At 66.1% G+C, this 20,444-nt stretch carries 18 protein-coding genes and 2 rRNA genes; 5 read left to right on the plus strand and 15 right to left on the minus strand.

Annotated features, from left to right (window positions below; genetic code table 11):
• Positions 1 to 7: 7 nt before the first annotated feature.
• Together AC3WTC_RS18110 and AC3WTC_RS18115 are read right to left on the minus strand one after the other, a co-directional pair.
• Entirely contained in the window at positions 8 to 577 is a 570-nt protein-coding gene (locus AC3WTC_RS18110; protein ID WP_033830168.1) for a redox-active disulfide-containing membrane protein, read from the minus strand.
• Between the two features lie 50 nt (positions 578 to 627).
• Complete coding sequence (locus AC3WTC_RS18115) at positions 628 to 1,344, minus strand: SURF1 family protein (protein WP_025878288.1); 717 nt, start codon at positions 1,342 to 1,344, stop codon at positions 628 to 630.
• 57 nt (positions 1,345 to 1,401) lie between these two features.
• On the opposite strand from AC3WTC_RS18115, the gene AC3WTC_RS18120 reads away from it, so the two are divergent.
• The gene (locus AC3WTC_RS18120) at positions 1,402 to 1,620 is read left to right on the plus strand and encodes a twin transmembrane helix small protein (RefSeq protein WP_010484233.1); all 219 of its coding nucleotides are present in this window, start codon (positions 1,402 to 1,404) and stop codon (positions 1,618 to 1,620) included.
• Positions 1,621 to 1,673: 53 nt separating this feature from the next.
• On the opposite strand, the gene AC3WTC_RS18125 is transcribed toward AC3WTC_RS18120, so the two are convergent.
• The 6 genes from AC3WTC_RS18125 to AC3WTC_RS18150 form a co-directional block, all read right to left on the minus strand.
• Positions 1,674 to 2,549 (minus strand): cytochrome c oxidase subunit 3, encoded by an 876-nt coding sequence (locus AC3WTC_RS18125; RefSeq protein ID WP_025878291.1) that lies wholly within the window; start codon positions 2,547 to 2,549, stop codon positions 1,674 to 1,676.
• 14 nt (positions 2,550 to 2,563) lie between these two features.
• Positions 2,564 to 3,154 carry a cytochrome c oxidase assembly protein gene (locus AC3WTC_RS18130; RefSeq protein ID WP_080150746.1) on the minus strand — a complete coding sequence of 197 codons (591 nt, stop codon included), beginning with the start codon at positions 3,152 to 3,154 and terminating at the stop codon, positions 2,564 to 2,566.
• A complete protein-coding gene (locus AC3WTC_RS18135) occupies positions 3,151 to 3,348 on the minus strand; it encodes a hypothetical protein (protein ID WP_080150747.1) in 198 nt (65 codons plus the stop codon). Before AC3WTC_RS18135 ends, AC3WTC_RS18130 begins: the two co-directional genes overlap by 4 nt.
• A gap of 8 nt (positions 3,349 to 3,356) precedes the next feature.
• Positions 3,357 to 4,964: a cytochrome c oxidase subunit I gene (ctaD, locus tag AC3WTC_RS18140; protein ID WP_025878294.1), complete on the minus strand. Its 1,608-nt coding sequence runs from the start codon at positions 4,962 to 4,964 to the stop codon at positions 3,357 to 3,359.
• Positions 4,965 to 5,025: 61 nt separating this feature from the next.
• Positions 5,026 to 5,982, minus strand: coding sequence for a cytochrome c oxidase subunit II (gene coxB, locus AC3WTC_RS18145; RefSeq protein WP_263930194.1), 957 nt, complete (start codon positions 5,980 to 5,982; stop codon positions 5,026 to 5,028).
• Positions 5,983 to 5,993: 11 nt separating this feature from the next.
• Positions 5,994 to 6,470, minus strand: a complete 477-nt coding sequence (locus AC3WTC_RS18150) for a DUF2244 domain-containing protein (RefSeq protein WP_025878297.1) — start codon at positions 6,468 to 6,470, stop codon at positions 5,994 to 5,996.
• A 273-nt stretch (positions 6,471 to 6,743) separates the two neighbouring features.
• Between AC3WTC_RS18150 and putA the strand changes: the two genes are divergently transcribed.
• Positions 6,744 to 9,962 (plus strand): bifunctional proline dehydrogenase/L-glutamate gamma-semialdehyde dehydrogenase PutA, encoded by a 3,219-nt coding sequence (gene putA, locus AC3WTC_RS18155; RefSeq protein ID WP_140228270.1) that lies wholly within the window; start codon positions 6,744 to 6,746, stop codon positions 9,960 to 9,962.
• 88 nt (positions 9,963 to 10,050) lie between these two features.
• On the opposite strand, the gene AC3WTC_RS18160 is transcribed toward putA, so the two are convergent.
• From AC3WTC_RS18160 to AC3WTC_RS18170, 3 genes are all read right to left on the minus strand, one after another.
• Entirely contained in the window at positions 10,051 to 11,121 is a 1,071-nt protein-coding gene (locus AC3WTC_RS18160; RefSeq protein WP_492712189.1) for an AAA family ATPase, read from the minus strand.
• The gene (gene pnuC, locus AC3WTC_RS18165; RefSeq protein ID WP_492712191.1) at positions 11,108 to 11,716 is read right to left on the minus strand and encodes a nicotinamide riboside transporter PnuC; all 609 of its coding nucleotides are present in this window, start codon (positions 11,714 to 11,716) and stop codon (positions 11,108 to 11,110) included. Before pnuC ends, AC3WTC_RS18160 begins: the two co-directional genes overlap by 14 nt.
• A 139-nt stretch (positions 11,717 to 11,855) precedes the next feature.
• On the minus strand, positions 11,856 to 13,283 hold the full coding sequence (locus AC3WTC_RS18170) for an outer membrane protein transport protein (protein ID WP_025878303.1): 1,428 nt from the start codon (positions 13,281 to 13,283) through the stop codon (positions 11,856 to 11,858).
• A 226-nt stretch (positions 13,284 to 13,509) separates the two neighbouring features.
• Here AC3WTC_RS18170 and AC3WTC_RS18175 point away from each other — a divergent pair, with 226 nt between their 5' ends.
• Positions 13,510 to 14,202, plus strand: coding sequence for a rhomboid family intramembrane serine protease (locus AC3WTC_RS18175; RefSeq protein ID WP_025878304.1), 693 nt, complete (start codon positions 13,510 to 13,512; stop codon positions 14,200 to 14,202).
• 86 nt (positions 14,203 to 14,288) lie between these two features.
• Here AC3WTC_RS18175 and AC3WTC_RS18180 read toward each other — a convergent pair whose 3' ends face one another.
• A complete protein-coding gene (locus AC3WTC_RS18180) occupies positions 14,289 to 15,770 on the minus strand; it encodes a S41 family peptidase (RefSeq protein ID WP_313283875.1) in 1,482 nt (493 codons plus the stop codon).
• A gap of 107 nt (positions 15,771 to 15,877) precedes the next feature.
• Positions 15,878 to 17,107: a murein hydrolase activator EnvC family protein gene (locus AC3WTC_RS18185; protein WP_223483365.1), complete on the minus strand. Its 1,230-nt coding sequence runs from the start codon at positions 17,105 to 17,107 to the stop codon at positions 15,878 to 15,880.
• 169 nt (positions 17,108 to 17,276) lie between these two features.
• Between AC3WTC_RS18185 and AC3WTC_RS18190 the strand changes: the two genes are divergently transcribed.
• Positions 17,277 to 17,939: a DUF4097 family beta strand repeat-containing protein gene (locus AC3WTC_RS18190; protein WP_032975637.1), complete on the plus strand. Its 663-nt coding sequence runs from the start codon at positions 17,277 to 17,279 to the stop codon at positions 17,937 to 17,939.
• Positions 17,940 to 18,017: 78 nt separating this feature from the next.
• Positions 18,018 to 19,733, plus strand: coding sequence for a M28 family metallopeptidase (locus tag AC3WTC_RS18195; protein ID WP_492712193.1), 1,716 nt, complete (start codon positions 18,018 to 18,020; stop codon positions 19,731 to 19,733).
• A gap of 216 nt (positions 19,734 to 19,949) precedes the next feature.
• Here the strand turns inward: AC3WTC_RS18195 and rrf (AC3WTC_RS18200) are convergent.
• Together rrf (AC3WTC_RS18200) and rrf (AC3WTC_RS18205) are read right to left on the minus strand one after the other, a co-directional pair.
• Positions 19,950 to 20,064: ribosomal RNA gene (gene rrf, locus AC3WTC_RS18200) — 5S ribosomal RNA — on the minus strand.
• A 132-nt stretch (positions 20,065 to 20,196) separates the two neighbouring features.
• Positions 20,197 to 20,311: ribosomal RNA gene (rrf, locus tag AC3WTC_RS18205) — 5S ribosomal RNA — on the minus strand.
• Between the last annotated feature and the right edge of the window lie 133 nt (positions 20,312 to 20,444).

Consider the following 20,444-nt stretch of genomic DNA (forward strand, 5'->3'; position numbering starts at 1 on the left):
ACGGGACTCACTTCAGTTTCAGCAACGTGGCCATGTCCTTGCGCAGACCGCCGAGATCGCTCCCGGGGGCATGACGCATGATCACGAAGCCGTTCGGATCGATCACGTAGACCGGCAGACCCGCCGGATCATCGACGCCAGGCAGCGCCGCGCGCAGGGCTGGCGACGGGGCCAGCGGCCGCAGCGCGGGCAGCGAGGCGATCGACGCCGGTGGCGTTCCCAGCCACAGGATCTCGACATTATCGGCGTTATGGCCGAACAGCTGCCACACCTTGCCCAGTCCCTGCGACAAAGTGACGCACTGCGCGTCGCAGGCTCCGGCCGGGGCCACCAACAGGCGCCATGTGCGCGCCTCGGGGTTCCAGGGGTAGGCCGCGCCATTGGCCAGCGTCGGCGGTTGCTGGCGCAGATCCACCGGCGGCTTCAGCAATTGCCCTGCATTGCGGTGCGCGGTTGGCTGCCAGCCGGAGAAACGCAGGAGGGCGGCCAGCGCCATCGCCCCGAAGAAAACGGCGAACAGCAGCACCAGGGTCCGGCGGCCGTTGCCGCGCGCCTGCGGGGAGGTAGCAGTGTTCATGCAGGGCATTTTCTCATGGTTGGGAAAGGGATGCCGGCCAGCGGCCGGCACTACCGGGCAACGGGCCGTCTTCTGCGCCATTCCAGTACCAGCGCCACCACCAGCACGGTCAGCGCCAGCCCGAACCACTGCACGGCGTAACCCAGGTGGCGCTGCGGCGGCAGCGTGTTCGGCAGCAGGTCGAGATCGCGCTCATCGCCGAACGGCAGCGCCGGGTCCAGCCGCAGCACGCGCTCGGGCAACGATGGCAGGCCCAGTGCCGCAGCCAGGCCATCGGCGGGAAGGCGACTGGCCAGCCAGCGCCCTGCAACATCGGTGGTAGTGAACGCCGGCCCCAGCGCCAGCCCGGACGAAGGGGGCGGCGCCAACAGGCCTCGCACGGCCACCGGCGACGGCGGTGCCGGCACCACCGGCAACCTGCGGTCCGGCGGCAGCGCGCGCCAGCCAAGGTCCACCAGCAACACGCTGCCCGCATCGCTGCGGAACGGACGATAGATCTTCACTCCGGCGCGGCCGTGGCGGGTCTGGTTGTCCAGCAGCACCACGCCCGGCAGGAAGCGACCGTGATCGGCCACGCCATGCAGCGCGCCCTGCGCCGCCAGCGCCTGCGCCAACGGCAGCGCCTGCGCCACGGCTGGCCCCTGTGCATCCAGCAACGCCTGCTTGGCCTGCATCCGCTGCAGCTGCCACAGCCCCAGCGCGGTGAATCCGGCCATCGCCAGCAACGCCATCAGCCAGCCGATCAGGCGCGTGTGCTGGCGCATCATGACAAGTCCGCGCAAACGCGGTCAGATAGGCACATCCACCCTGCCCTCGAGCCGCGCATGAGTGATTCGCTGAAGACCCTGCTGGTAATCGCGTTTCTGATCGTCATCGTCTGGAATCTGGGCGCCGGCCTGTATTACCTGCTGGTGGACCGCGGCCAGACCAAGCGCACGGTCAATGCACTGACCCGCCGCATCGGAGTGTCGGTGGCGTTGATCGTACTGGTGATCGTCAGCATCTACATGGGCTGGATCAAACCGCACGGCATCGGCGGCTGACGCCCCATCAGACCAGGCAGCGCCGGCGGCTGACGCTGCCGACGCCTGCGCGGTCAAAGCACGTAGACGAACAGGAACAGCATCAGCCACACCACGTCGACGAAGTGCCAGTACCACGCGGCCGCTTCAAAGCCGAAATGGTTGTCGCGGGTGAAGTGTCCCTTCGCCGACCGCAGCCACATCACGATCAGCATGATCGTTCCCAGCAATACGTGTGCGCCGTGGAAGCCGGTCAGCATGAAGAAGGTCGAACCGTAGATGCCCGAGCCGAGCGTCAGGTTCAATTCCTTGTAGGCGTGGATGTACTCCTCGGCCTGCAGGGTCAGGAAGCCAAGGCCGAGCAGCACGGTCAGGCCCAGCCAGATCAACAGCTGGCGGCGGTTGCCCGCCTTCAGCGCATGATGGGCGATGGTCAGGGTCACGCCCGAGGTCAGCAGGATCAGCGTATTGATCAGCGGCAGGCCCCAGGCCGGGATCGTCTGGAACGCGCCACCGATCGCTGCCGGGCCATTGGTCGGCCAGCCGGCCGAGTAGCCCTGCCACAGCAGCTCGTTGGTCATCACCCCGCGCCCTTCGCCGCTCAACCACGACAGGCCGAGGTGGCGGGTGTAGAACAGCGCACCGAAGAAGGCACCGAAGAACATCACTTCGGAGAAGATGAACCAGACCATCCCCATCCGGAACGAACCATCCACCTGCCGGTTGTAGTTGCCGGCCTGCGACTCGCGCACCACATCGCTGAACCACCAGAACAGGGTCAGCACCAGCATCGCCACGCCGATGTAGAACGTCCAGCGGCCCCAGCTGGCGTCATTGAGCCAACTGGCCACGCCGACCATGGTCACCATCATCGCGATGGAACCGACGAACGGCCACTTGCTCTGGGCCGGGACGAAGTACACGTTGGCGTCGGTAGGTGTCTGGGCCATGGTCGGTATCCGGGTCAGGGAGCAGCGTGGGCGCCTTCCGACGTGGCGGCGGGCGCCAGCCGATCGGACAACGCATCGTTGCGGTAGAAGGTGTAGGACAAGGTGATCGTGCGGATTTCCAGCGGCAGGTCCGGATCGACGATGAAGCGCACCGGCATGTCGCGCTTCTCGCCGGCCTGCAGGGTCTGCGCGGTGAAGCAGAAGCACTCGGTCTTGCTGAAGAACCCGGACGCGCGTGCCGGCGCCACCGACGGCACCGCGCTGCCGACCACGGCCTGCTGGCTGTCGTTGCGGGCGAAGTACAGCGCCTCGTTGAGCTCGCCAGGCACCACATCCATGGTCAGCTGCTCGGGATGGAACGACCACGGCAGCCGCGAATTGACGCCACCATCGAATTCCACCCGCACGGTGCGCTTGCCGGTGGCAGCACCGGTACTGGCTTCGCTGCCCGGGCCACGTTCCAGGCGCACGCCGAATACCTTCTCGCAGGCGATGCGATACAGCGGTACCAGCGAGAACGTCAACAGGAACACCACCACTGCAACGCCGATTAGGCGCGGCAGGCCGGCGCTGCGTGACGGAGCGGTGGCCGGTGTTTCGCTCATCGACCGATCACGCCGCTGAGGATGAAGCCGACGTACACCAGCACGGCGATCGCGCCCACCCACAACGCGGTGCGCTTGGCGCGCTGGCGCTGCTCCGCATAAAGCGGCGCGGTGCCCGGCCGCTGGCCTGCCGATGCGCTTGCGGCCACGCGTGGCTCGCCTCTGGCCGGGGTGATCGGGCTCTCGTTATGCATGCATCACCTCAATGACCGATATCGTCGTGGGCCAGGTCGCCCGGGCGGATGGTCGGCGGCGTGGTGAAGGTGTGCGCCGGTGCCGGCGACGGCAGCGTCCACTCCAGACCGCGCGCGCCTTCCCAGGAGCGGGCCTCGGCCTTCTCGCCATTGCGCAGCGAGGACAGCAGGATCGCAGCCATCATGAACGGCGTGGCGAACATGCCGAACGCACCGATCGAGCTGATCAGGTTCCAGTCGGCGAACGCCACCGAGTAATCGGGGATGCGGCGCGGCATGCCGGCCAGGCCCAGGAAATGCTGCGGGAAGAACAGCAGGTTGACGAACACGATCGACCACCAGAAGTGCACCTTGGCCCACTTCTCGCTGTACATGCGCCCGGTCCACTTCGGCCACCAGTAGTACACCGCCGCGATCAGCGCGAACACCGCGCCGGTCACCAACACGTAGTGGAAGTGGGCGACCACGAAGTAGGTGTCGTGATACTGGAAGTCGGCGGCCACGATCGCCAGCATCAGGCCGGAGAACCCGCCGATGGTGAACAGGATGACGAACGCCACCGACCACAGCATGGGGGCTTCGAACGTCAGCGAACCGCGCCACATCGTGCTGACCCAGTTGAACACCTTCACCCCGGTCGGGATCGAGATCAGCATGGTGGCGAACATGAAGTAGATCTCACCGCCCAGCGGCATGCCCACGGTGAACATGTGGTGGGCCCAGACGATGAACGACAGGAACGCGATCGCCGCAGTGGCGTAGACCATCGCCTGGTAGCCGAACAGCGGCTTGCGGCTGAAGGTCGGGATGATCTCGCTGACCACGCCGAAGGCGGGCAGGATCATGATGTAGACCTCGGGATGGCCGAAGAACCAGAAGATGTGCTGGAACATCACCGGGTCACCACCACCGGCCGCATTGAAGAAGCTGGTGCCGAAGAACTTGTCGGTCAGCAGCATCGTCACCGCACCGGCCAGCACCGGCATCACCGCGATCAGCAGGAACGCGGTGATCAGCCAGGCCCAGCAGAAGATCGGCATCTTCAGCAGGTCGATGCCGGGCGCGCGCATGTTCAGCACCGTGGCGATGATGTTGATCGCGCCCATGATCGAACTGATGCCGGCCACGTGGATGGCAAACACGGTGAACGCCACGTTGTAGCCGCCCTGCAGCGACAGCGGCGGGTACAGCGTCCAGCCACCGGCCGGCGCGCCACCGGGCAGCAGGAAGGTCAGCAGCAGCAGGCTGAAGGCCACCGGCAGCAGCCAGAACGACCAGTTGTTCATGCGCGGCAGCGCCATGTCCGGCGCGCCGATCTGCAGTGGGATCATCCAGTTGGCCAGGCCGACGAAGGCCGGCATCACCCCGCCGAAGATCATCACCAGCGCGTGCACGGTGGTCAGCTGGTTGAAGATTTCCGGACGGATGTACTGGATGCCGGGCTGGGCCAGTTCCAGCCGGATCAGCACGCTCATGAACGCGCCGATGACGAACATGATGAAGCTGAAACCCAGGTACAGCGTGCCGATGTCCTTGTGGTTGGTCGAGAAGAACCAACGCTCGAAGAAGCTCTGCGGGTGATGGTGATCGTCGTGCCCAACTGCCGAGTGCGCCATTGCAAAACACCTCTCAGGATCGGTTGTCGCCGCAGCCGCAATACGGCCGCGGGCAGTTACATCAGGCTCCGCTGGCCGCCGCCGCAGGCGCGTTGCCGGCCTCGGCGGCTGCCGGTGCCGCCGGCTGCGCCGGCGTTTCACTGGCAGGTGCGGTGGGTTCGGCGGGCGCGGCAGGCGCTGCCGGTGCAGGCGCGGGTTTGCGCTGCGCCAGCCACTGCTTGAATTCTTCCTTGGACACCGCCTCGACCACGATCGGCATGAAGCCATGGTCCTTGCCGCACAGCTCCGCGCACTGGCCGCGGTAGACACCGGGCTGCTCGATGCTGGTCCAGGCCTCGTTGATGAAGCCGGGAATGGCGTCCTGTTTCCAGCCCAGCGCCGGCACCCACCAGGCGTGGATCACATCGTCGGAGGTGATGACGAAGCGCACCTTGGTGTCCACCGGCAGCACCAGCCGGTTGTCGACATCCAGCAGGTAGTGCGGATGGCTCTCGCGGGTCGGTACCTTGCCACTCTGCCGCATGCGGTCGGACTCGCGGTCCAGGCGGCTGGTGAAGGTCACGTTCTCGCCCAGGTACTCGTACTTCCACATCCACTGGTAGCCGGTAACCTTGACCGTCATCTCGGCATCGCGGGTGTCGTACATCTTGATCAGGTTGGCCGTGGCCGGCCACGCCATCACCACCAGGATGATCACCGGGATCACCGTCCAGATGACTTCGGCCTTGGTGTTGTGGCTGAAGGTAGCAGCGACCGCGCCCTTGGACTTGCGGAACTTGAACATCGCGTAGGCCATCGCGCCGAACACGATCACGCCGATCACCGTACAGACGATCAGCGAAAGGTTGTTCGATTCCCAGGCCAGGCGCGAGGTCTGGGTCACCCCCTTGCCCATGTTCAACTGCCACGGTTTTGGATCGGCCGCCTGGGCCAGCGCCGTCCCCGGCATCGACAGCAGGGCCCCCATCGCGGCGGCCATTGCAACGCACTTCGTGCCCCACCCTCTGCTTTGCTTCATTGCCTAGACCCTTAGCGTCGTCGGTTGCCGCCATCGCTGGCGGCGAGCAAATCTTCAAGCGTTTCAACAAGCGTTTGACGTTCGGCCGGCGCGAGGAAACTCCCCACCTCCACCTGCCGGCCGCTGGATGCCAGCCGGACCCTCTGGTCGTCGGTGAGCAGGCGCACCCAGTGCGGATGAGCCCGGAACACCGGCGATCCACCGGGCACGGGGATGACCTCCACGCACGCCGGCACTACCCGGATTTCCTCCTGCCGTTCACCACTGCGCCACAACGCGCGCAACGCAGCTGCCAGCAACAGGCTGTACAGCAGCGCGAACAGGGGAGCGAATGCATTGCCGGCCACCCACCCGAAGGCGGACACCAGCCACATCACTCCCGACAACACAGCAAACAACAGGACGAACTGCCGGGCATCGAGCGCCCGTGGGGGACGCAGTCGCAGCTGCGTACCTGACCCATCCGGAGCTGTAAGCACCTCGATCATGTCGCAACCGCGTTCCTGCCGCGGGAAACGTCTCGATGGTAGCCCTGCCCTCTCGCCGGTAGCAAGGGTGCATTCACACTTTTTCCGATGCTGCAATACAGCATGAGCCCAGCGGCACGAATGACGAATTCGGCACAAAACGGCCCGACTTTGCTGAACACGCTGAATCCACCACCGCTAGGGGCTATCAGCATTCATGAAGGTGGCTGCGCGGGCCTTCCTGAAGTCGAAAAAATGATTAAAATCGCCAAGTTTTCCACTGGCCGGACCGGCATGAACGCACCCTCCTCTCCCATTGCCGCCAGCGACGCTCCGCGTCCCTCGGCGCTGCTGTCGCCGGAACTGCCGGCGTCCCCCAACCCGTTCCGCCAGGCCATTACCGATGGTTGGCTGAAGGACGAGGCCAGCCATGTGCGCGAACTGCTGGCGCAGGCACGCCTGCCGGCCGACGAGCAGGCCCGGGTGCAGGCGCTGGCCGCCGACCTGGTCGCCCGCGTGCGTGTGCGCGCCAAGGACCAGGGCGCGATCGAAGCCTTCATGCGCCAGTACGACCTGGGCAGCGAGGAAGGCGTGCTGCTGATGTGCGTGGCCGAGGCGCTGCTGCGCATTCCGGACCAGGAGACCGCCGACAAGCTGATCCGCGACAAGCTGGCCGATGCCGACTGGGAAAAACACCTGGGCGGCAGCGACTCGGTGCTGGTCAACGCCTCCACCTGGGGCCTGATGCTGACCGGCAAGCTGGTGCAGATGAACGACGCCACCCGCGCCGATGCGCCCAGCGCGTTCAAGCGCCTGGTCGGCCGCGTCGGTGAGCCGGTGGTACGCCTGGCCGTGCGCCAGGCAATGAAGATCATGGGCCACCAGTTCGTCATGGGCCGCACCATCGGCGAAGCGCTGGCACGCTCGCACAAGGGCGACAGCGCCAGCTACCGCTACTCGTTCGACATGCTCGGCGAAGGCGCGCTGACCATGAAGGACGCCCTGCGTTACCTGGAAGACTACCGTCGTGCGATCCACGCCATCGGTGGTGACCACAAGTCGCGCGGTGGCCGTGCCGATGGCGACGTCAACAACGCACCGGGCATCTCGATCAAGCTGTCGGCGCTGTACCCGCGCTACGAGCACGCCAAGCGCGCGCGCGTGCTGAAGGACCTGGTGCCCGGCGTGCTGGAACTGGCGCAGCTGGCCAAGAGCTACGGCATCGGCTGCACCGTCGACGCCGAAGAGTCCGATCGCCTGGAACTGTCGCTGGACATCATCGAGCAGGTGTTCGGCGATGCCTCGCTGGCCGGCTGGGATGGCTTCGGCGTGGTCGTGCAGGCTTACCAGAAGCGTACGCCGTACACGATCGACCACCTGGCCGACATGGCGCGCCGCGCCGGTCGTCGCCTGCAGGTGCGCCTGGTCAAGGGCGCCTACTGGGACGCCGAGATCAAGCGCGCGCAGATCGAAGGCTATGCCGGCTACCCGGTGTTCACCCGCAAGCAGAACACCGACGTGTCCTACCTGGCGTGTGCCAAGCGTCTGTTTACCCATGCCGACGCGATCTACCCGATGTTCGCCACGCACAACGCACACACCATCGCCGCAGTGCGCAGTATCGCCAACGGTGGCGTCTACGAGCACCAGAAGCTGCACGGCATGGGCGATGACCTGTACGCCGAAGTAGTGCCGGCCGATCGCCTTGGCCTGCCCTGCCGCGTGTACGCGCCGGTCGGTTCGCATGAAGACCTGCTGCCGTACCTGGTGCGTCGCCTGCTGGAAAACGGCGCCAACTCCAGCTTCGTCAACCGCATCACCGACGAGCGCGTGCCGATCGCCGACCTGGTCCGCGATCCGGTCGAGATGGTGTCCTCGTTCGAATCGATTCCGCATCCCAAGATCCCGCTGCCGGTTGACCTGCTGCGCAGCCAGAACCACGACAGGAAGAACTCCATGGGCGCCAACCTCGCCAACGACAACGAACTGCGCGCCCTGGCCGAGCAGCTCAACGCTGCAGTGAAGCCTTGGCAGGCCGCACCGCTGGTGCCGGGCGCGAACCCGACCGGTGCCTCGCTGCCGGTGACCAACCCGGCCGACACCCGCGAAGTGGTCGGCCAGTGGCAGGCCGCCGATGCCGCCACCGTGCAGAAGGCGCTGGCCAATGCCGTGGCCGCACAGCCGGCCTGGAACCGCACCCCGGCCGCCAGCCGCGCCGCCATCCTCGAGCACGCCGCCGACCAGCTGGAAGCGCGCATGCCCGAATTCATGGCGCTGTGCGTGAAGGAAGCCGGCAAGAGCCTGCCCGACGGCATCGCCGAAGTACGCGAAGCCGTGGACTTCCTGCGCTACTACGCCAAGCAGGCACGCGAGCAGTTCAGTCACGCCGAGAAGCTGCCCAGCCCGACCGGCGAATCCAACGAACTGCAGCTGCATGGCCGCGGCGTGTTCGTCTGCATCAGCCCGTGGAACTTCCCGCTGGCGATCTTCCTGGGCCAGGTGGCTGCCGCACTGGCCGCCGGCAACAGCGTGATCGCCAAGCCGGCCGAGCAGACCAACCTGATCGGCTACTACGCAGTGAAGCTGCTGCACGATGCCGGCGTGCCGGCCGACGTGGTGCAGTACCTGCCGGGCGATGGCGCCACCGTCGGTGCTGCGCTGACCGCCGACCCGCGCGTGGCCGGCGTGGCCTTCACCGGCTCCACCGACACCGCCCGTGCGATCAACCGCGCGATGGCTGCACGTGACGCCGCCATCGGCGTGCTGATCGCCGAGACCGGCGGCCAGAACGCCTTCATCGCCGACTCCTCGGCACTGCCGGAACAGCTGGTCAAGGACGCCATCGGTTCGGCCTTCACCTCGGCCGGCCAGCGCTGCTCGGCCGCGCGCGTGCTGTTCGTGCAGGACGACATCGCCGACAAGGTGATGACCATGCTGGCCGGTGCGATGAAGGAACTGAAGGTCGGCAACCCCGGTCTGCTGTCCACCGACGTCGGCCCGGTGATTGACGCCGATGCACTGAAGATCCTGCAGGACCACGCCGTGCGCATGGACCGCGAAGCGCGCCTGATCGCTGCGGCCGAACTGTCCGCCGAAGCGGCCAACGGCACCTTCTTCGCACCGCGTGCGTACGAACTGAAGGACCTGGGCCAGCTGCAGAAGGAAATCTTCGGGCCGGTCCTGCACGTGATCCGCTGGAAGGGCGACCAGCTCGACGCGGTGATCGACCAGATCAACGCCACCGGCTATGGCCTGACCCTGGGCGTGCATTCGCGCATCGACGAAACCGTCGACCGCATCAGCAACGGCGTCCACGTCGGCAACGTCTACGTCAACCGCAACCAGATCGGTGCGGTGGTCGGCGTGCAGCCGTTCGGCGGCCAGGGCCTGTCCGGCACCGGCCCCAAGGCCGGCGGCCCGCACTACCTGCTGCGCTTCGCCACCGAAAAGACGGTGACGGTGAACACCACCGCCGCCGGCGGCAACGCCTCGCTGCTGACCCTGGGCGACTGATCCCAGGCGTCATGCAGTAAACGAAAAACCCCGCGAAAGCGGGGTTTTTTCATGTTGGGCGGATGCGGGCCTGCCAGCCCCTGGCAACTCATTCCGCCAGCACACTGAACCGGTTGTCCGCACGCCTCACCAATTCCTCCAGCACCCGCGCGATACGCATCTCCAGATCGCCTTCCAGCAGCACATACGCCATTCCTCGCGCCTGCAACTGCTGCAGATACCACGCGTGTTGGCGCATGCGGAACTCCTCCCCCACACGCGTTCCATCCTGCTCGAACGGGATATCCGGGGCGCACAGGAACAGCAGGTCGTACGCACGCGCCGCGGCCCGCTGCAGTGGTTCGGGCGCAGTGCCGAACATCCAGCCGCTGTAGCCCAGCGTCACCAACGGCGTGGTATCGCAGAACACCCAGCGATATGCATGCTGCGCGGCCTGGTGCTCGTGCTGCGGCTGGGTCGCAGCGATACGCAGCAGATCCTGCGCCTGCAGCTCGCCGCCCTGCTGCTCCCACAACGTACGCCCGAACTCCGGCACCCATGCCGTACCCAGGCGCTCGGCCAGCACCCGCGCCAGCGTGCTCTTGCCCGTTGACTCACCGCCGATGAAGGCCACCCGCTGCACATGGTCGGCATAGACCGACCGGCTCAGGCCCTGTCGATGCGCATGCGGATCGGCGCGCAGTTCGGTACCACTGGCCTGACCGATGTCGGTCGAACGCTCCAGCCGATGGTGCTGCACCGGCGCATTGAAATGCTGCGCCAGGGCTGCAGCGAAACCATCGCCGTAGTCTTCACCGGTGAAAACAGCCTGCACCGGTCCGCCAAACAACGCCGCGCACAGCCATGCGGTGAACGCGCGTTGCACCTGCTCACTGTCCTTGTCCTGCGGCAGCGCACGTACGGGAACACCCTGTTGCCTGGACAACGCCGCCAGCCGCGCATCATCCAGCACCGCCACCGTCGCCTGCGGGAAGCGCGCGCGCAGCCAACGCTCGCGACGCGCCGCGCTGTAGCCGGCAAAGCCCGGCTGCGACCAGCCGATCACCAGCAGCTGGGTGCAGCGGGCAGAAGCAAACTCGATCAGGCGCTCGTGGCCGAGGTGCAGCGGGCAGAACTTGCCAACCACCAACCCGCGCGGTACCCGCTCAGGCAACGCCATCGGCCGCCCCGTCCGTATCCGCTTCGGCGCGCATCAGGTGCCGCCAGTGACGCAGCGCCACCAGCGCGTTGATCCAGAAACCAACGTACAGGATCGAGGTCAGGTGCAGCCCGCGGCTGTAGTACAGCGGCACCGCGATGGTGTTGACCAGCAGCCACACCCACCACGATTCCAGCTTGCGCCGCATCATCAGGATCTGTGCGATCACGCTCAACACCAGCACCGCCGAGTCGATGTAGGGCGCATACGCATTGGTCAGCCGGGTCAGCATCCAGCCGTAACCGAAGGTCGCCAGCACCGCCAACGGCAGCAGCCAGCTCCACGCGCGTGCTGGCAAGCGGGTGATGGGCAACGGCGCGCCATGGTCACCACGCAGCCACTGCCACCAGCCGAATACGCTGATGACCACGAAGAAGAACTGCAGGACCATGTCCGCGTACAGGTGGGAGCGCTCGAACACCGCGGCGAACAACGCGCAGCCGACGATGCCCAGCCACCACGTATGCACGTTGTTGCGACCGGCCAGCAGGATCGAGCCGGCAACGGCGATGTTGGCAGCCAGCTCCAGCTGGAAGTTCGGATCGGACAGGTTCATCGCGCTATTGTCGCGTAGATCCACGCCACACGTGGATGGCTCCAGTAGATCCACGCCATGCGTGGATGCAGATCCCCGGAAAAAAGAAAGCCCCGCTTGCGCGGGGCCTCCTTCGTACTGCTTCAGGCAATCGCCGGAATCAGAACTTGTACTGCATCGACGCAGCCAGCACGTCGCCGGTGACCTTGTACTTGCCGACAACGTTGTTGGCGGTAGCGGAGGTCGAGTTGATGTTCGGATCCTTGGTGAACAGGTGGGTGTAGCCCACGCTGTATTCCATCTTCTCCGACGGCGCCCAGGTCAGGCCCAGCGACAGCCACTTGCGGGTGGTATCCGGCACGCGGACGTCACGGTGGGCGTCGGTGGTCGGGGTCTGGTCATAGGCCAGACCGCCACGCAGGGTCAGCTGCTCGTTCAGACGGTACTCGGTACCGATCGAAGCGAAGGTGGTGTCGCGGTAGTGGAACGGCAGCACGCTGTCCGGCTGGTTGGAGTCGTAGTCGACGCGCACTTCGTCGAACTTGCTCCATGCGGTGCGCGACACGTCGGCCATGATCTTCCACTGGTCGTTCACGCGGTGCGTGAAGCTGACGGTGGCGCTGGCCGGCAGGGTGATGGTCGCGCGGCCGTTGCTGTCGACGAAGGTGCCCGGGGCAGCCTGCGCCAGGAACGCGGCAGCAGCCGGGGTCATGGTGAAGTCGGCCTTGCCGTCGGTGATCTTGTGTTCGACTTCCGAGCGGTAGCTGAAGGCGATGTTGGTGCCTTCCACCGGGCTCACGGTCATGCCCAGGGTGTAGCCGACGGACACTTCGTCGCCCTTGATGCGCAAGTAACCATCAGCGGTACCCGGCGAGAAGCCGAGCTGTGCGGCCTGGCGGCCAGCGGCCTGGGCAGCGGCCTGGGCCTGTGCCGGGGTGCGGCCAGCGGCCAGTGCAGCGGCGGCAGCGCGCTGCTGGGCGCTGGCGTTGATGGCGGTACCGCCGTCGACGGCGCTGGTCAGGTCGACATTCAGGCGCTCGGCGAACACCGACGCACCGAACGACAGGTACGGGTTGACGTCGTAGGAGAAGGCCGCACCCAGGTCGATGGCCTGCAGTTCGGTCTTGACGCCGTTGTAGCGGCCGACCCAGTCACGGTCGTATTCGGTCTTGAAGCCGAACGGCACGGTCAGCGACACGCCGAAGTGCATGTTGTCCTTCTCGCCGAACGGCACGTGGAAGTACGCGGCCGGAACCGGAGCGATCATGCCGGCGTCGCCGCCGTTGCCGCCGGAAATCGGAGCGCCGTTGGCATAGCGGCCTTCGCCGCGGAACTTGGCGCCGAAGCTGATGGCGCTGACGTCACCCTGGATCTGGGTGCCTTCCAGCAGGCGCATCGAGGCCGGGTTGGTGGCGACCACCGAGGCATCGCCTTCGGCAGAGGTGGAACCAGCGAAGGCGCGGCCCAGGCCCTTGGCGCTGTTTTCCTTCAGCTGGAAGGCGGCGGCATTGGCGTCGGCGGCGGCCAGCGCACCGGCAACGCCGACGGCCAGCAGGGTCAGGCGGGCAATGGTAGAAGCAGTTTGCATCGTAGTTCTCTCTCCGGTAAGCGGTGATGGTGCTCTAAGTGCGCCTGCGCCCGTCAGGCCGGATGGCCTTTCGAAGCGCGCCGGATTCCCCTCCCGACATACGACGCCGTATGCGAGTATTACCCAGAGCCGTTAATGAAACAATAACAGCGCTGGCGCATTCTTCGTCGCAAAAGCTGAACAGGCTCCTTCCCCGCCAAAAGCGCCCGCACGCTAGGCTAGTGCCATGTTTGTCTCCCTCCCCTCGCGCAAGAAGGCGACCCTGCGCTGGGCTACACCCGTGCTGTTTGCGGCACTGTGGCTGGCATTCCTGTGGTCGATCTCGCGCCCGGACGATGCCCGCGGAAGCCTGTGGCTGGACTGGGGCGCCCTGTCCACCGGCCTGACCCACCCGCTGGACTGGTGGGCAACGCTGCAGGACGGCAGCGTGCTGCGCCTGTTCACCGCCCTGTTCCTGCACGCCGACTGGTCGCACCTGCTGGGCAACCTGGTGTTCCTGCTGATCTTCGGCCTGCCGGCCGAGCGGGTGCTGGGCCCGTGGCGGTTGCTGCTGCTGTTCCTGGTGGGCGGGGCGATCTCCAACCTGGTCGCGATCTACACCATGGGCAGCCCGGACCAGATCATCATCGGCGCCAGCGGTGCGGTGTCGGCGCTGATCGGTGCCTATCTGGCACTGTTCCCCGGCGCGCGCCTGGGCGTGGTGATCCCGCTGGGGCTGTTCCTGGAGTTCGTGCGCGCCCCGGCCTATCTGCTGATCGGTGTGTGGGCGGCGCTGCAGGTGGTGTTCGCCTACATCGGCCCGACCTTCGGCATGGTCGCCTGGTGGGCGCACATCGGGGGCTTCGTGTTCGGCGTGGTGTACGGCATGTACGTGCGCGCAGCGATCGCGCGACGTCTGCGCAAGCGGCACGGGTTCTAGCGTCCGCTTGCTGAATTCTGCGAAACGCCCGAGCCATGCTCGGGCGGTGTCCGCACATCAGTCGAGCATGGCTCGACGCTACGCAATCAAGGCTTGGCCGGGATCTCTGCAGGCTTGGCTTCAGGCTTGGCTTCGGGTTTGGCTTCGGGCTTCGCTTCCGGCTTTGCTTCAGCCTTGGGCTCCGCCTTCGGTGCAGGCTTGGCGGCGGCCTTTGCTGCCCTGTCCGCTTCGGCCTTCGCAGCTTCTGCCTTCAAGCGCGCCGCAACCGAACCCGGGCTCTTCAATTCGGCCAGTGCATCGTTGATCGGGCCATCGCCCGGCAACACGGCGCCTGCGTGGTAGCCCTCGGTACCTTCCTCGTCACCGCGCAGGTGGCCCGGCAGCGTCGCCTCACTGTAGTCACTCAGGCTGGCCGGCAATGCCTCGTCTTCCGGACGCGGTGCTGCCTTCAGTTCAACTTCCGGCACGATACCGGTGGCCTGGATCGATTTACCGCTGGGTGTGTAGTAGCGCGCCGTGGTCAGCTTCACCGAATCGCCGTTGTCCAGCGGCAGCACGGTCTGCACCGACCCCTTGCCGAAGGTGCGGCTGCCGATCACGCGCGCACGCTTGTTGTCGCGCAGTGCGCCGGCCAGCACTTCCGATGCACTGGCCGAACCGGCATCGACCAGTACCACCACTGGCGCGCCCTTCAGCAGGTCGCCCGGGGTTGCGTCGAAGCGTGCATCGCTGATGCTGATGCGGCCGCGGGTGCTGACGATGTTGCCCTTGTCGAGCAGATCATCGGCCACCTGCACCGCAGCGGTCAGCAGACCACCCGGATTGCTGCGCAGATCCAGCACCAGCCCCTTGAGGTTGCCGCCGGACTGCTTCTGCAGCTGCTGCAGGTGCTTCTGGAAATCAGAGCCCGTGTCGGCCTGGAACGTGCTCAGGCGGATGTAGCCATAACCCGGTTCCAGCAGGCGGCTGCGCACGCTGGTCACGCGGATCGTCTGCCGGGTCAGGCTGACGTCGAAGGGCTTGGGCTTGCCGTCGCGGACGATGGTCAGCACCACCTTGCTGCCGGCCGGGCCACGCAGCGGTTCGCTGGCATCGATCGCGCTGATCGGCTTGCCATCGATGGCGATGATCAGGTCGCCGGCGAGGATGCCGGCCTTCGCCGCCGGCGTGTCGTCGATCGGCGAGATCACCTTCATGCTGGCATTGTCCGGCTGCTGCTGCAGCTCCACGCCGATGCCTTCATAGGCGCCATTGGCCTGTTCGTCGAACGCCTCGGCATCTTCCTTGTTGAAGTAGGTGCTGTGCGGATCGAGGTCGAGCAGCAGGCCGCGCACAGCCGACTGCATCAGCTTGTTGTCATCGACCGGATCGACGTAGGCCGCGCGCACCGCGTTGTAGACGGCCACGAAGCGCCGGATATCGTCCAGCGGCACCTTCGAGGTCACCGCCTCCTCGCTGCTCGCCGCCTTCCCGGGAGTTTCCTTCAACGGGACGGGGGCGGTCTGCTGTGCCCAGGACAGGGCCGGCAACAGAGCCAGCAAGAGGGTGGCGGTACGGGCTGCGCGCATGGATCACTCCTGTCGACGATGGCATCGTGCCCAAGGCACATGCACCGATTATGCGCGAAGCGTGGCTAAATTCCCGTTGAATCCGCCCTGCTGCGGCCAGGCGGAATTCAGCGCCGCTGCAGCCAGCTGTCCGGATTGACCGGTTGCCCGCCGCGGCGCAGTTCGAAGTACAGCGCCGTCACGCCCTGGCCACCGGAGTTGCCGACCTTGGCCACTGCATCGCCACGGCTGACCCGCGCACCGGCATCCTTCAGCAGGGTGTCGTTGTGCGCGTACAGGCTCATGTAGCCGTTGCCATGGTCGACGATCAGGATCATGCCGTAGCCGGTCATCCAATCGGAGAACACCACGGTACCGTCGGCCACGGCGGTGACGGTGCTTCCGGCGGGTGCGCCGATCAACACGCCACTGCTGGTACGGCCATCCGGCAGCTTGCCGCCATAGCGGGCCAGCAGATTGCCCGACAGTGGCCAGCCCAGGCCACCCACCTTGGGCGCTGGTGCCGAGGCCACGGCCGGCGGGATCTTGGTTGCCGGTGCAGGACGGCCTTCGGCCTTGGCCTGGCGTGCGGCCTTTTCGGCAGCGGCCTTCTCCGCAGCGGCCTTGCGGGCGGCGGCACGGCGCTCGGCCTCGGCACGGGCCGCGGCAGCGCGCAGGTTGGCCAGCAAGGTTTCCAGCGCCTTGGCGTCCTGGCCCAGTGCCTGTTCCTTCTCGCGCTTGTCCTTGAAGCGCTCTTCCAGCGAAGCGACGGTCTGCGCACGCTCGCGACGGTCCGATGCGAGCGTGGCGACCTGCTGCTTCTGGTCGCGGTGAGTGCCCTGCAACTGCTGTTGGCGCTGGGCGATCTGTGCCTGCAGCGTCTCCAGTTCCTTGAGGTCGGCCGTCAGCGTGGTGATGCGCTGCGCGCGCTCGCGCTGCAGGTAGCGGTGATAGGCCAGCGCACGGTTGGCATCGGCCACCGTGTCCTGCGAAAGCAGCAGCTTCAACGGCGCGTGGTTGCCAAGCTGGTAGGCCGCGCGCAGCAGTCCGGCCAGTTCGCGATTCTGCTTTTCCAGGTTGGACTGCAGTGCATTGCGCCGCTGTTCGGCCTGGGCCAGCGCCTGGGTCTGCTCGCGCAGCGCCGATTCGGTCTGGGCCAGCGCACGACCACTGCGTGCCACCTTTTCATCGGCCTCGCGCAGCTGCTGTGACGCCTGTCCGCGCTGGCCCTCGATCTGCCGGCGCTCCTGCGCCACGCCCTTCAGTTCGGTGCGCAGCTTCTGCAGCTTGCGTTCGGCCTCGCGGGCCGAAGAGGTCTGCGCCGCACCCGGCAATGGCAGCGCCAGGGCCAGCGCCATTCCCAGCAACAGGCAACGTCCACCGCGCAGGGTGGCGATGTGATGCCGGCGTGAGGGGAAGACGTTGTTGCGCAAGGGCTTTCCAGTGACTTCAGGCAGATGCGGAGAGGTGCAGGGAATGGTGACATCTCCGCACGCGGCCTGCCAGCCGCACAACAACGAGGTTCCCATGAAAGCTCTCTCCATTCCGCTGCTGTTGGGCATTGCGCTGGCCAGTGGCCCTGCCTGGGCCCAGGCAGACGTGAGCAAGGTCAACGGCAGCATCAGCGCCGATCCGGGCCAGCGCTACGGCAAGCTGGACACCGTCAATGGTGGCATCCGTGTCGGCGAAGGCGTGGAAACCGGCAGCATCGACACCGTCAACGGCGGCGTCAAGGTCGCCGATCGTGCGCGCACGGGCAGCATCGAGACCGTCAACGGCGGCATCCGCCTGGGTCGCGAAGTGACGGCCCACGGCGATGTCAGCACGGTCAACGGCAGCATCTTCAGCGACCAGGGCAGCCAGATCGAAGGCGGCGTGGAAACCGTCAACGGTGGCATCGGCCTGGTCGGCAGCCGCGTGCGCAAGGACGTGGAGACCGTCAACGGCGACATCACCGTCGGCATCGGCTCACAGGTCGGCGGTGGCGTGCATGTGCGCAAGCCGAACTTCAGTGTCTCGCTGACGGCCAGTCGCAAGCCGCGGGTCATCATCGGGCCGAATGCCGTGGTCAACGGCAGCCTGCTGTTCGAGCGCGAGGTGGTGCTGTACGTCCACCGCAGTGCGCGCATCGGCCCGGTCACCGGCGCCGATCCGATCCCCTTCGATACCGATACCGCCCCGGCCGACTGAGCCTGCGGCTTGGGCGATACTCCCCGCTACCGGTCGCGCGTGCTGCGTGGCCGTCCCTTGTGTTTCCAGGAACCGATGATGCCCCGCAAACTCCTCCTGTGCCTGGCCGCCGCGGCCGCGCTCAGCGCCTGCAAAGGCGAAGACACCCCGGCTCCGGCGCCCAGCGTCGACAGCGCCGCCAAGCCGGCCACGCACGCCTTCTCAGCGGCGATCAACGCCGCCGACTTCGCCGAGATGGTGAAGACCCTGGCCTCTGACGAGTTCGAAGGCCGCTCGCCCGGCAGCAAGGGCGAAGAACTGACGGTCAACTACATCCGCGACCAGATGCAGCGCATCGGCCTGCAGCCCGGCAACGGCGACAGCTGGTTCCAGGACGTGCCGATGACCGAGACCACGGCCGATGAATCGACCGTGCTCACCCTCACCCAGGGCGGCAAGACCCGCGAACTGAAGTTCGGCACCGACATGGTGGTGGGCACCCGTACCGGCCAGACAGAAGTGAAGGTCGATGCCAGCGACCTCGTATTCGTCGGCTACGGCGTGGATGCACCGGAGCAGAAGTGGAACGATTACGCCGGCCAGGACTGGAAGGGCAAGACGGTGGTCATGTTCGTCAACGACCCGGGCTTCCATGTCGATGACGAAAAGCTGTTCGACGGCAAGCGCATGACCTACTACGGCCGCTGGACCTACAAGTTCGAGGAAGCTGCGCGCAAGGGAGCTGCTGCCGCGCTGATCGTCCATGACACCGCAGGCGCTTCGTACGGCTGGGACGTGGTGAAGAACTCCTGGGCCGGCCCGCAGTACGACCTGCCGGCCAAGGACGATGCGGAGCCGCGCCTGCCGGTACAGGGCTGGTTGAGCGCCGACGCGGCCAAGGCCCTGTTCGCCGGCGCCGGGCTGGATCTGGACCAGGCCTACAAGGACGCCAGCAAGCCCGGCTTCAAGCCGGTACCGCTGAAGGCAACCACTTCGGTGGACCTGAAAAGCAAGGTCGCGCAGAAGCAGTCGCGCAACGTGGTGGGCGTGCTGCCTGGCAGCAAGCGTGCCGACGAGGCCGTGCTGTACATGGCGCACTGGGATCACCTCGGCAAGCACGAGGGCGAACAGGGCGACAACATCTACAACGGTGCCGTCGACAACGCGACCGGCGTGGCCGGCATCCTTGAGGTGGCCGAAGCGATGGCCCATCAGGAACCGAAGCCGGAACGTTCGGTGGTGTTCCTGGCGGTGACCCTGGAAGAATCCGGCCTGCTGGGTTCGAAGTACTACGTCGCCCACCCGACCTTCCCGCTGGACAAGATCGCTGGTGTCATCAACATCGATGCGATGTCGGTGGCCGGTCGTGCCAAGGACGTGACGGTGACCGGCTTCGGCAGTTCGGAGCTGGAAGACATCCTCAAGCCGCTGGCTGCAGCCCAGGATCGCACCCTGCACGGCGAGACCTCGGTGCAGAGCGGCTTCTACTTCCGTTCGGATCACTTCAACTTCGCCAAGGCGGGTGTGCCGGCGCTGTACGCCGACGGCGGTGAGGACCTGCGCGACGGCGGCGTCGAGGCCGGTCGCAAGGCGGCCGCGGACTACGGTTCCAACCGTTACCACGGCCCGAAGGACGAGTATGACCCGGCCACCTGGAAGCTGGATGGCACGGTCGAGGACCTGCAGCTGATGTATGGCGTCGGCAAGGAACTGGCCGGCGGCGATCGTTGGCCCAACTGGTACGAAGGCAATCCGTTCAAGGCTGCCCGCGACACGATGATGAAGGCCAAGGCACCGGCCGCTGCGGTGAAGTAAGTCCCCCAGCCGTTGAGTTCCAAAGAAAGCGGCGCCCTTGGGCGCCGCTTTTTTTGTGCGTGAGTGCTGGGCGCCGGTAGTGCCGGCCGCTGGCCGGCTGGCACGTGCAGCCGCGTGACGTTCATGAGGTTGCCGGCCAGCGGCCGGCACTACCTTCGGTTTCTCGCGCGCAAAGAAAAACCCCGCTGCGTGAGCAGCGGGGTTTTTGGATGTAAACCCTGGCGATGACCTACTCTCGCATGGCTTAGGCCACACTACCATCGGCGCAGCTACGTTTCACTTCCGAGTTCGGGATGGGATCGGGTGGTTCCATAGCGCTAATTTCACCAGGGAGACGGTTGCAGCAGCGCTTGCAGCGCCAGCTCGCGTACTTGCCCTTGGGGCGGAAGGAACTCAAAAAAGCAGAGCCTTCACTTAATAGAAAAAACCCCGCTGCATGAGCAGCGGGGTTTTCGGGTATAAACCCTGGCGATGACCTACTCTCGCATGGCTTAGGCCACACTACCATCGGCGCAGCTACGTTTCACTTCCGAGTTCGGGATGGGATCGGGTGGTTCCATAGCGCTAATTTCACCAGGGAGGCGGTTGGAGTGTCGCCTGGGCGTCGTGTCTTTGCAGGGTGCGGGCATGATGATGCCAGCGTTGCAAAGAGACGCGCCTGAGCGCCTGCCTCTCGTTTGGTCTTGTGACGTAGCGTGCACTTGGATCTAT

Source organism: Stenotrophomonas sp. FW305-C-20-S1, assembly GCF_058783335.1.

Bases quoted from the DNA above. Each gene is read 5' to 3' on its own strand.
- coxB (WP_263930194.1), bottom strand. From the start codon at position 5,982: ATGAAGCAAAGCAGAGGGTGGGGCACGAAGTGCGTTGCAATGGCCGCC.
- AC3WTC_RS18180 (WP_313283875.1), bottom strand. From the start codon at position 15,770: ATGCGCGCAGCCCGTACCGCCACCCTCTTGCTGGCTCTGTTGCCGGCC.
- AC3WTC_RS18160 (WP_492712189.1), bottom strand. From the start codon at position 11,121: ATGGCGTTGCCTGAGCGGGTACCGCGCGGGTTGGTGGTTGGCAAGTTC.
- AC3WTC_RS18175 (WP_025878304.1), top strand. From the start codon at position 13,510: ATGTTTGTCTCCCTCCCCTCGCGCAAGAAGGCGACCCTGCGCTGGGCT.
- AC3WTC_RS18150 (WP_025878297.1), bottom strand. From the start codon at position 6,470: ATGATCGAGGTGCTTACAGCTCCGGATGGGTCAGGTACGCAGCTGCGA.
- AC3WTC_RS18110 (WP_033830168.1), bottom strand. From the start codon at position 577: ATGAACACTGCTACCTCCCCGCAGGCGCGCGGCAACGGCCGCCGGACC.
- AC3WTC_RS18195 (WP_492712193.1), top strand. From the start codon at position 18,018: ATGCCCCGCAAACTCCTCCTGTGCCTGGCCGCCGCGGCCGCGCTCAGC.
- putA (WP_140228270.1), top strand. From the start codon at position 6,744: ATGAACGCACCCTCCTCTCCCATTGCCGCCAGCGACGCTCCGCGTCCC.
- AC3WTC_RS18125 (WP_025878291.1), bottom strand. From the start codon at position 2,549: ATGGCCCAGACACCTACCGACGCCAACGTGTACTTCGTCCCGGCCCAG.
- AC3WTC_RS18135 (WP_080150747.1), bottom strand. From the start codon at position 3,348: ATGCATAACGAGAGCCCGATCACCCCGGCCAGAGGCGAGCCACGCGTG.
- AC3WTC_RS18190 (WP_032975637.1), top strand. From the start codon at position 17,277: ATGAAAGCTCTCTCCATTCCGCTGCTGTTGGGCATTGCGCTGGCCAGT.
- AC3WTC_RS18130 (WP_080150746.1), bottom strand. From the start codon at position 3,154: ATGAGCGAAACACCGGCCACCGCTCCGTCACGCAGCGCCGGCCTGCCG.
- ctaD (WP_025878294.1), bottom strand. From the start codon at position 4,964: ATGGCGCACTCGGCAGTTGGGCACGACGATCACCATCACCCGCAGAGC.
- pnuC (WP_492712191.1), bottom strand. From the start codon at position 11,716: ATGAACCTGTCCGATCCGAACTTCCAGCTGGAGCTGGCTGCCAACATC.
- AC3WTC_RS18115 (WP_025878288.1), bottom strand. From the start codon at position 1,344: ATGATGCGCCAGCACACGCGCCTGATCGGCTGGCTGATGGCGTTGCTG.
- AC3WTC_RS18120 (WP_010484233.1), top strand. From the start codon at position 1,402: ATGAGTGATTCGCTGAAGACCCTGCTGGTAATCGCGTTTCTGATCGTC.
- AC3WTC_RS18170 (WP_025878303.1), bottom strand. From the start codon at position 13,283: ATGCAAACTGCTTCTACCATTGCCCGCCTGACCCTGCTGGCCGTCGGC.
- AC3WTC_RS18185 (WP_223483365.1), bottom strand. From the start codon at position 17,107: ATGGCGCTGGCCCTGGCGCTGCCATTGCCGGGTGCGGCGCAGACCTCT.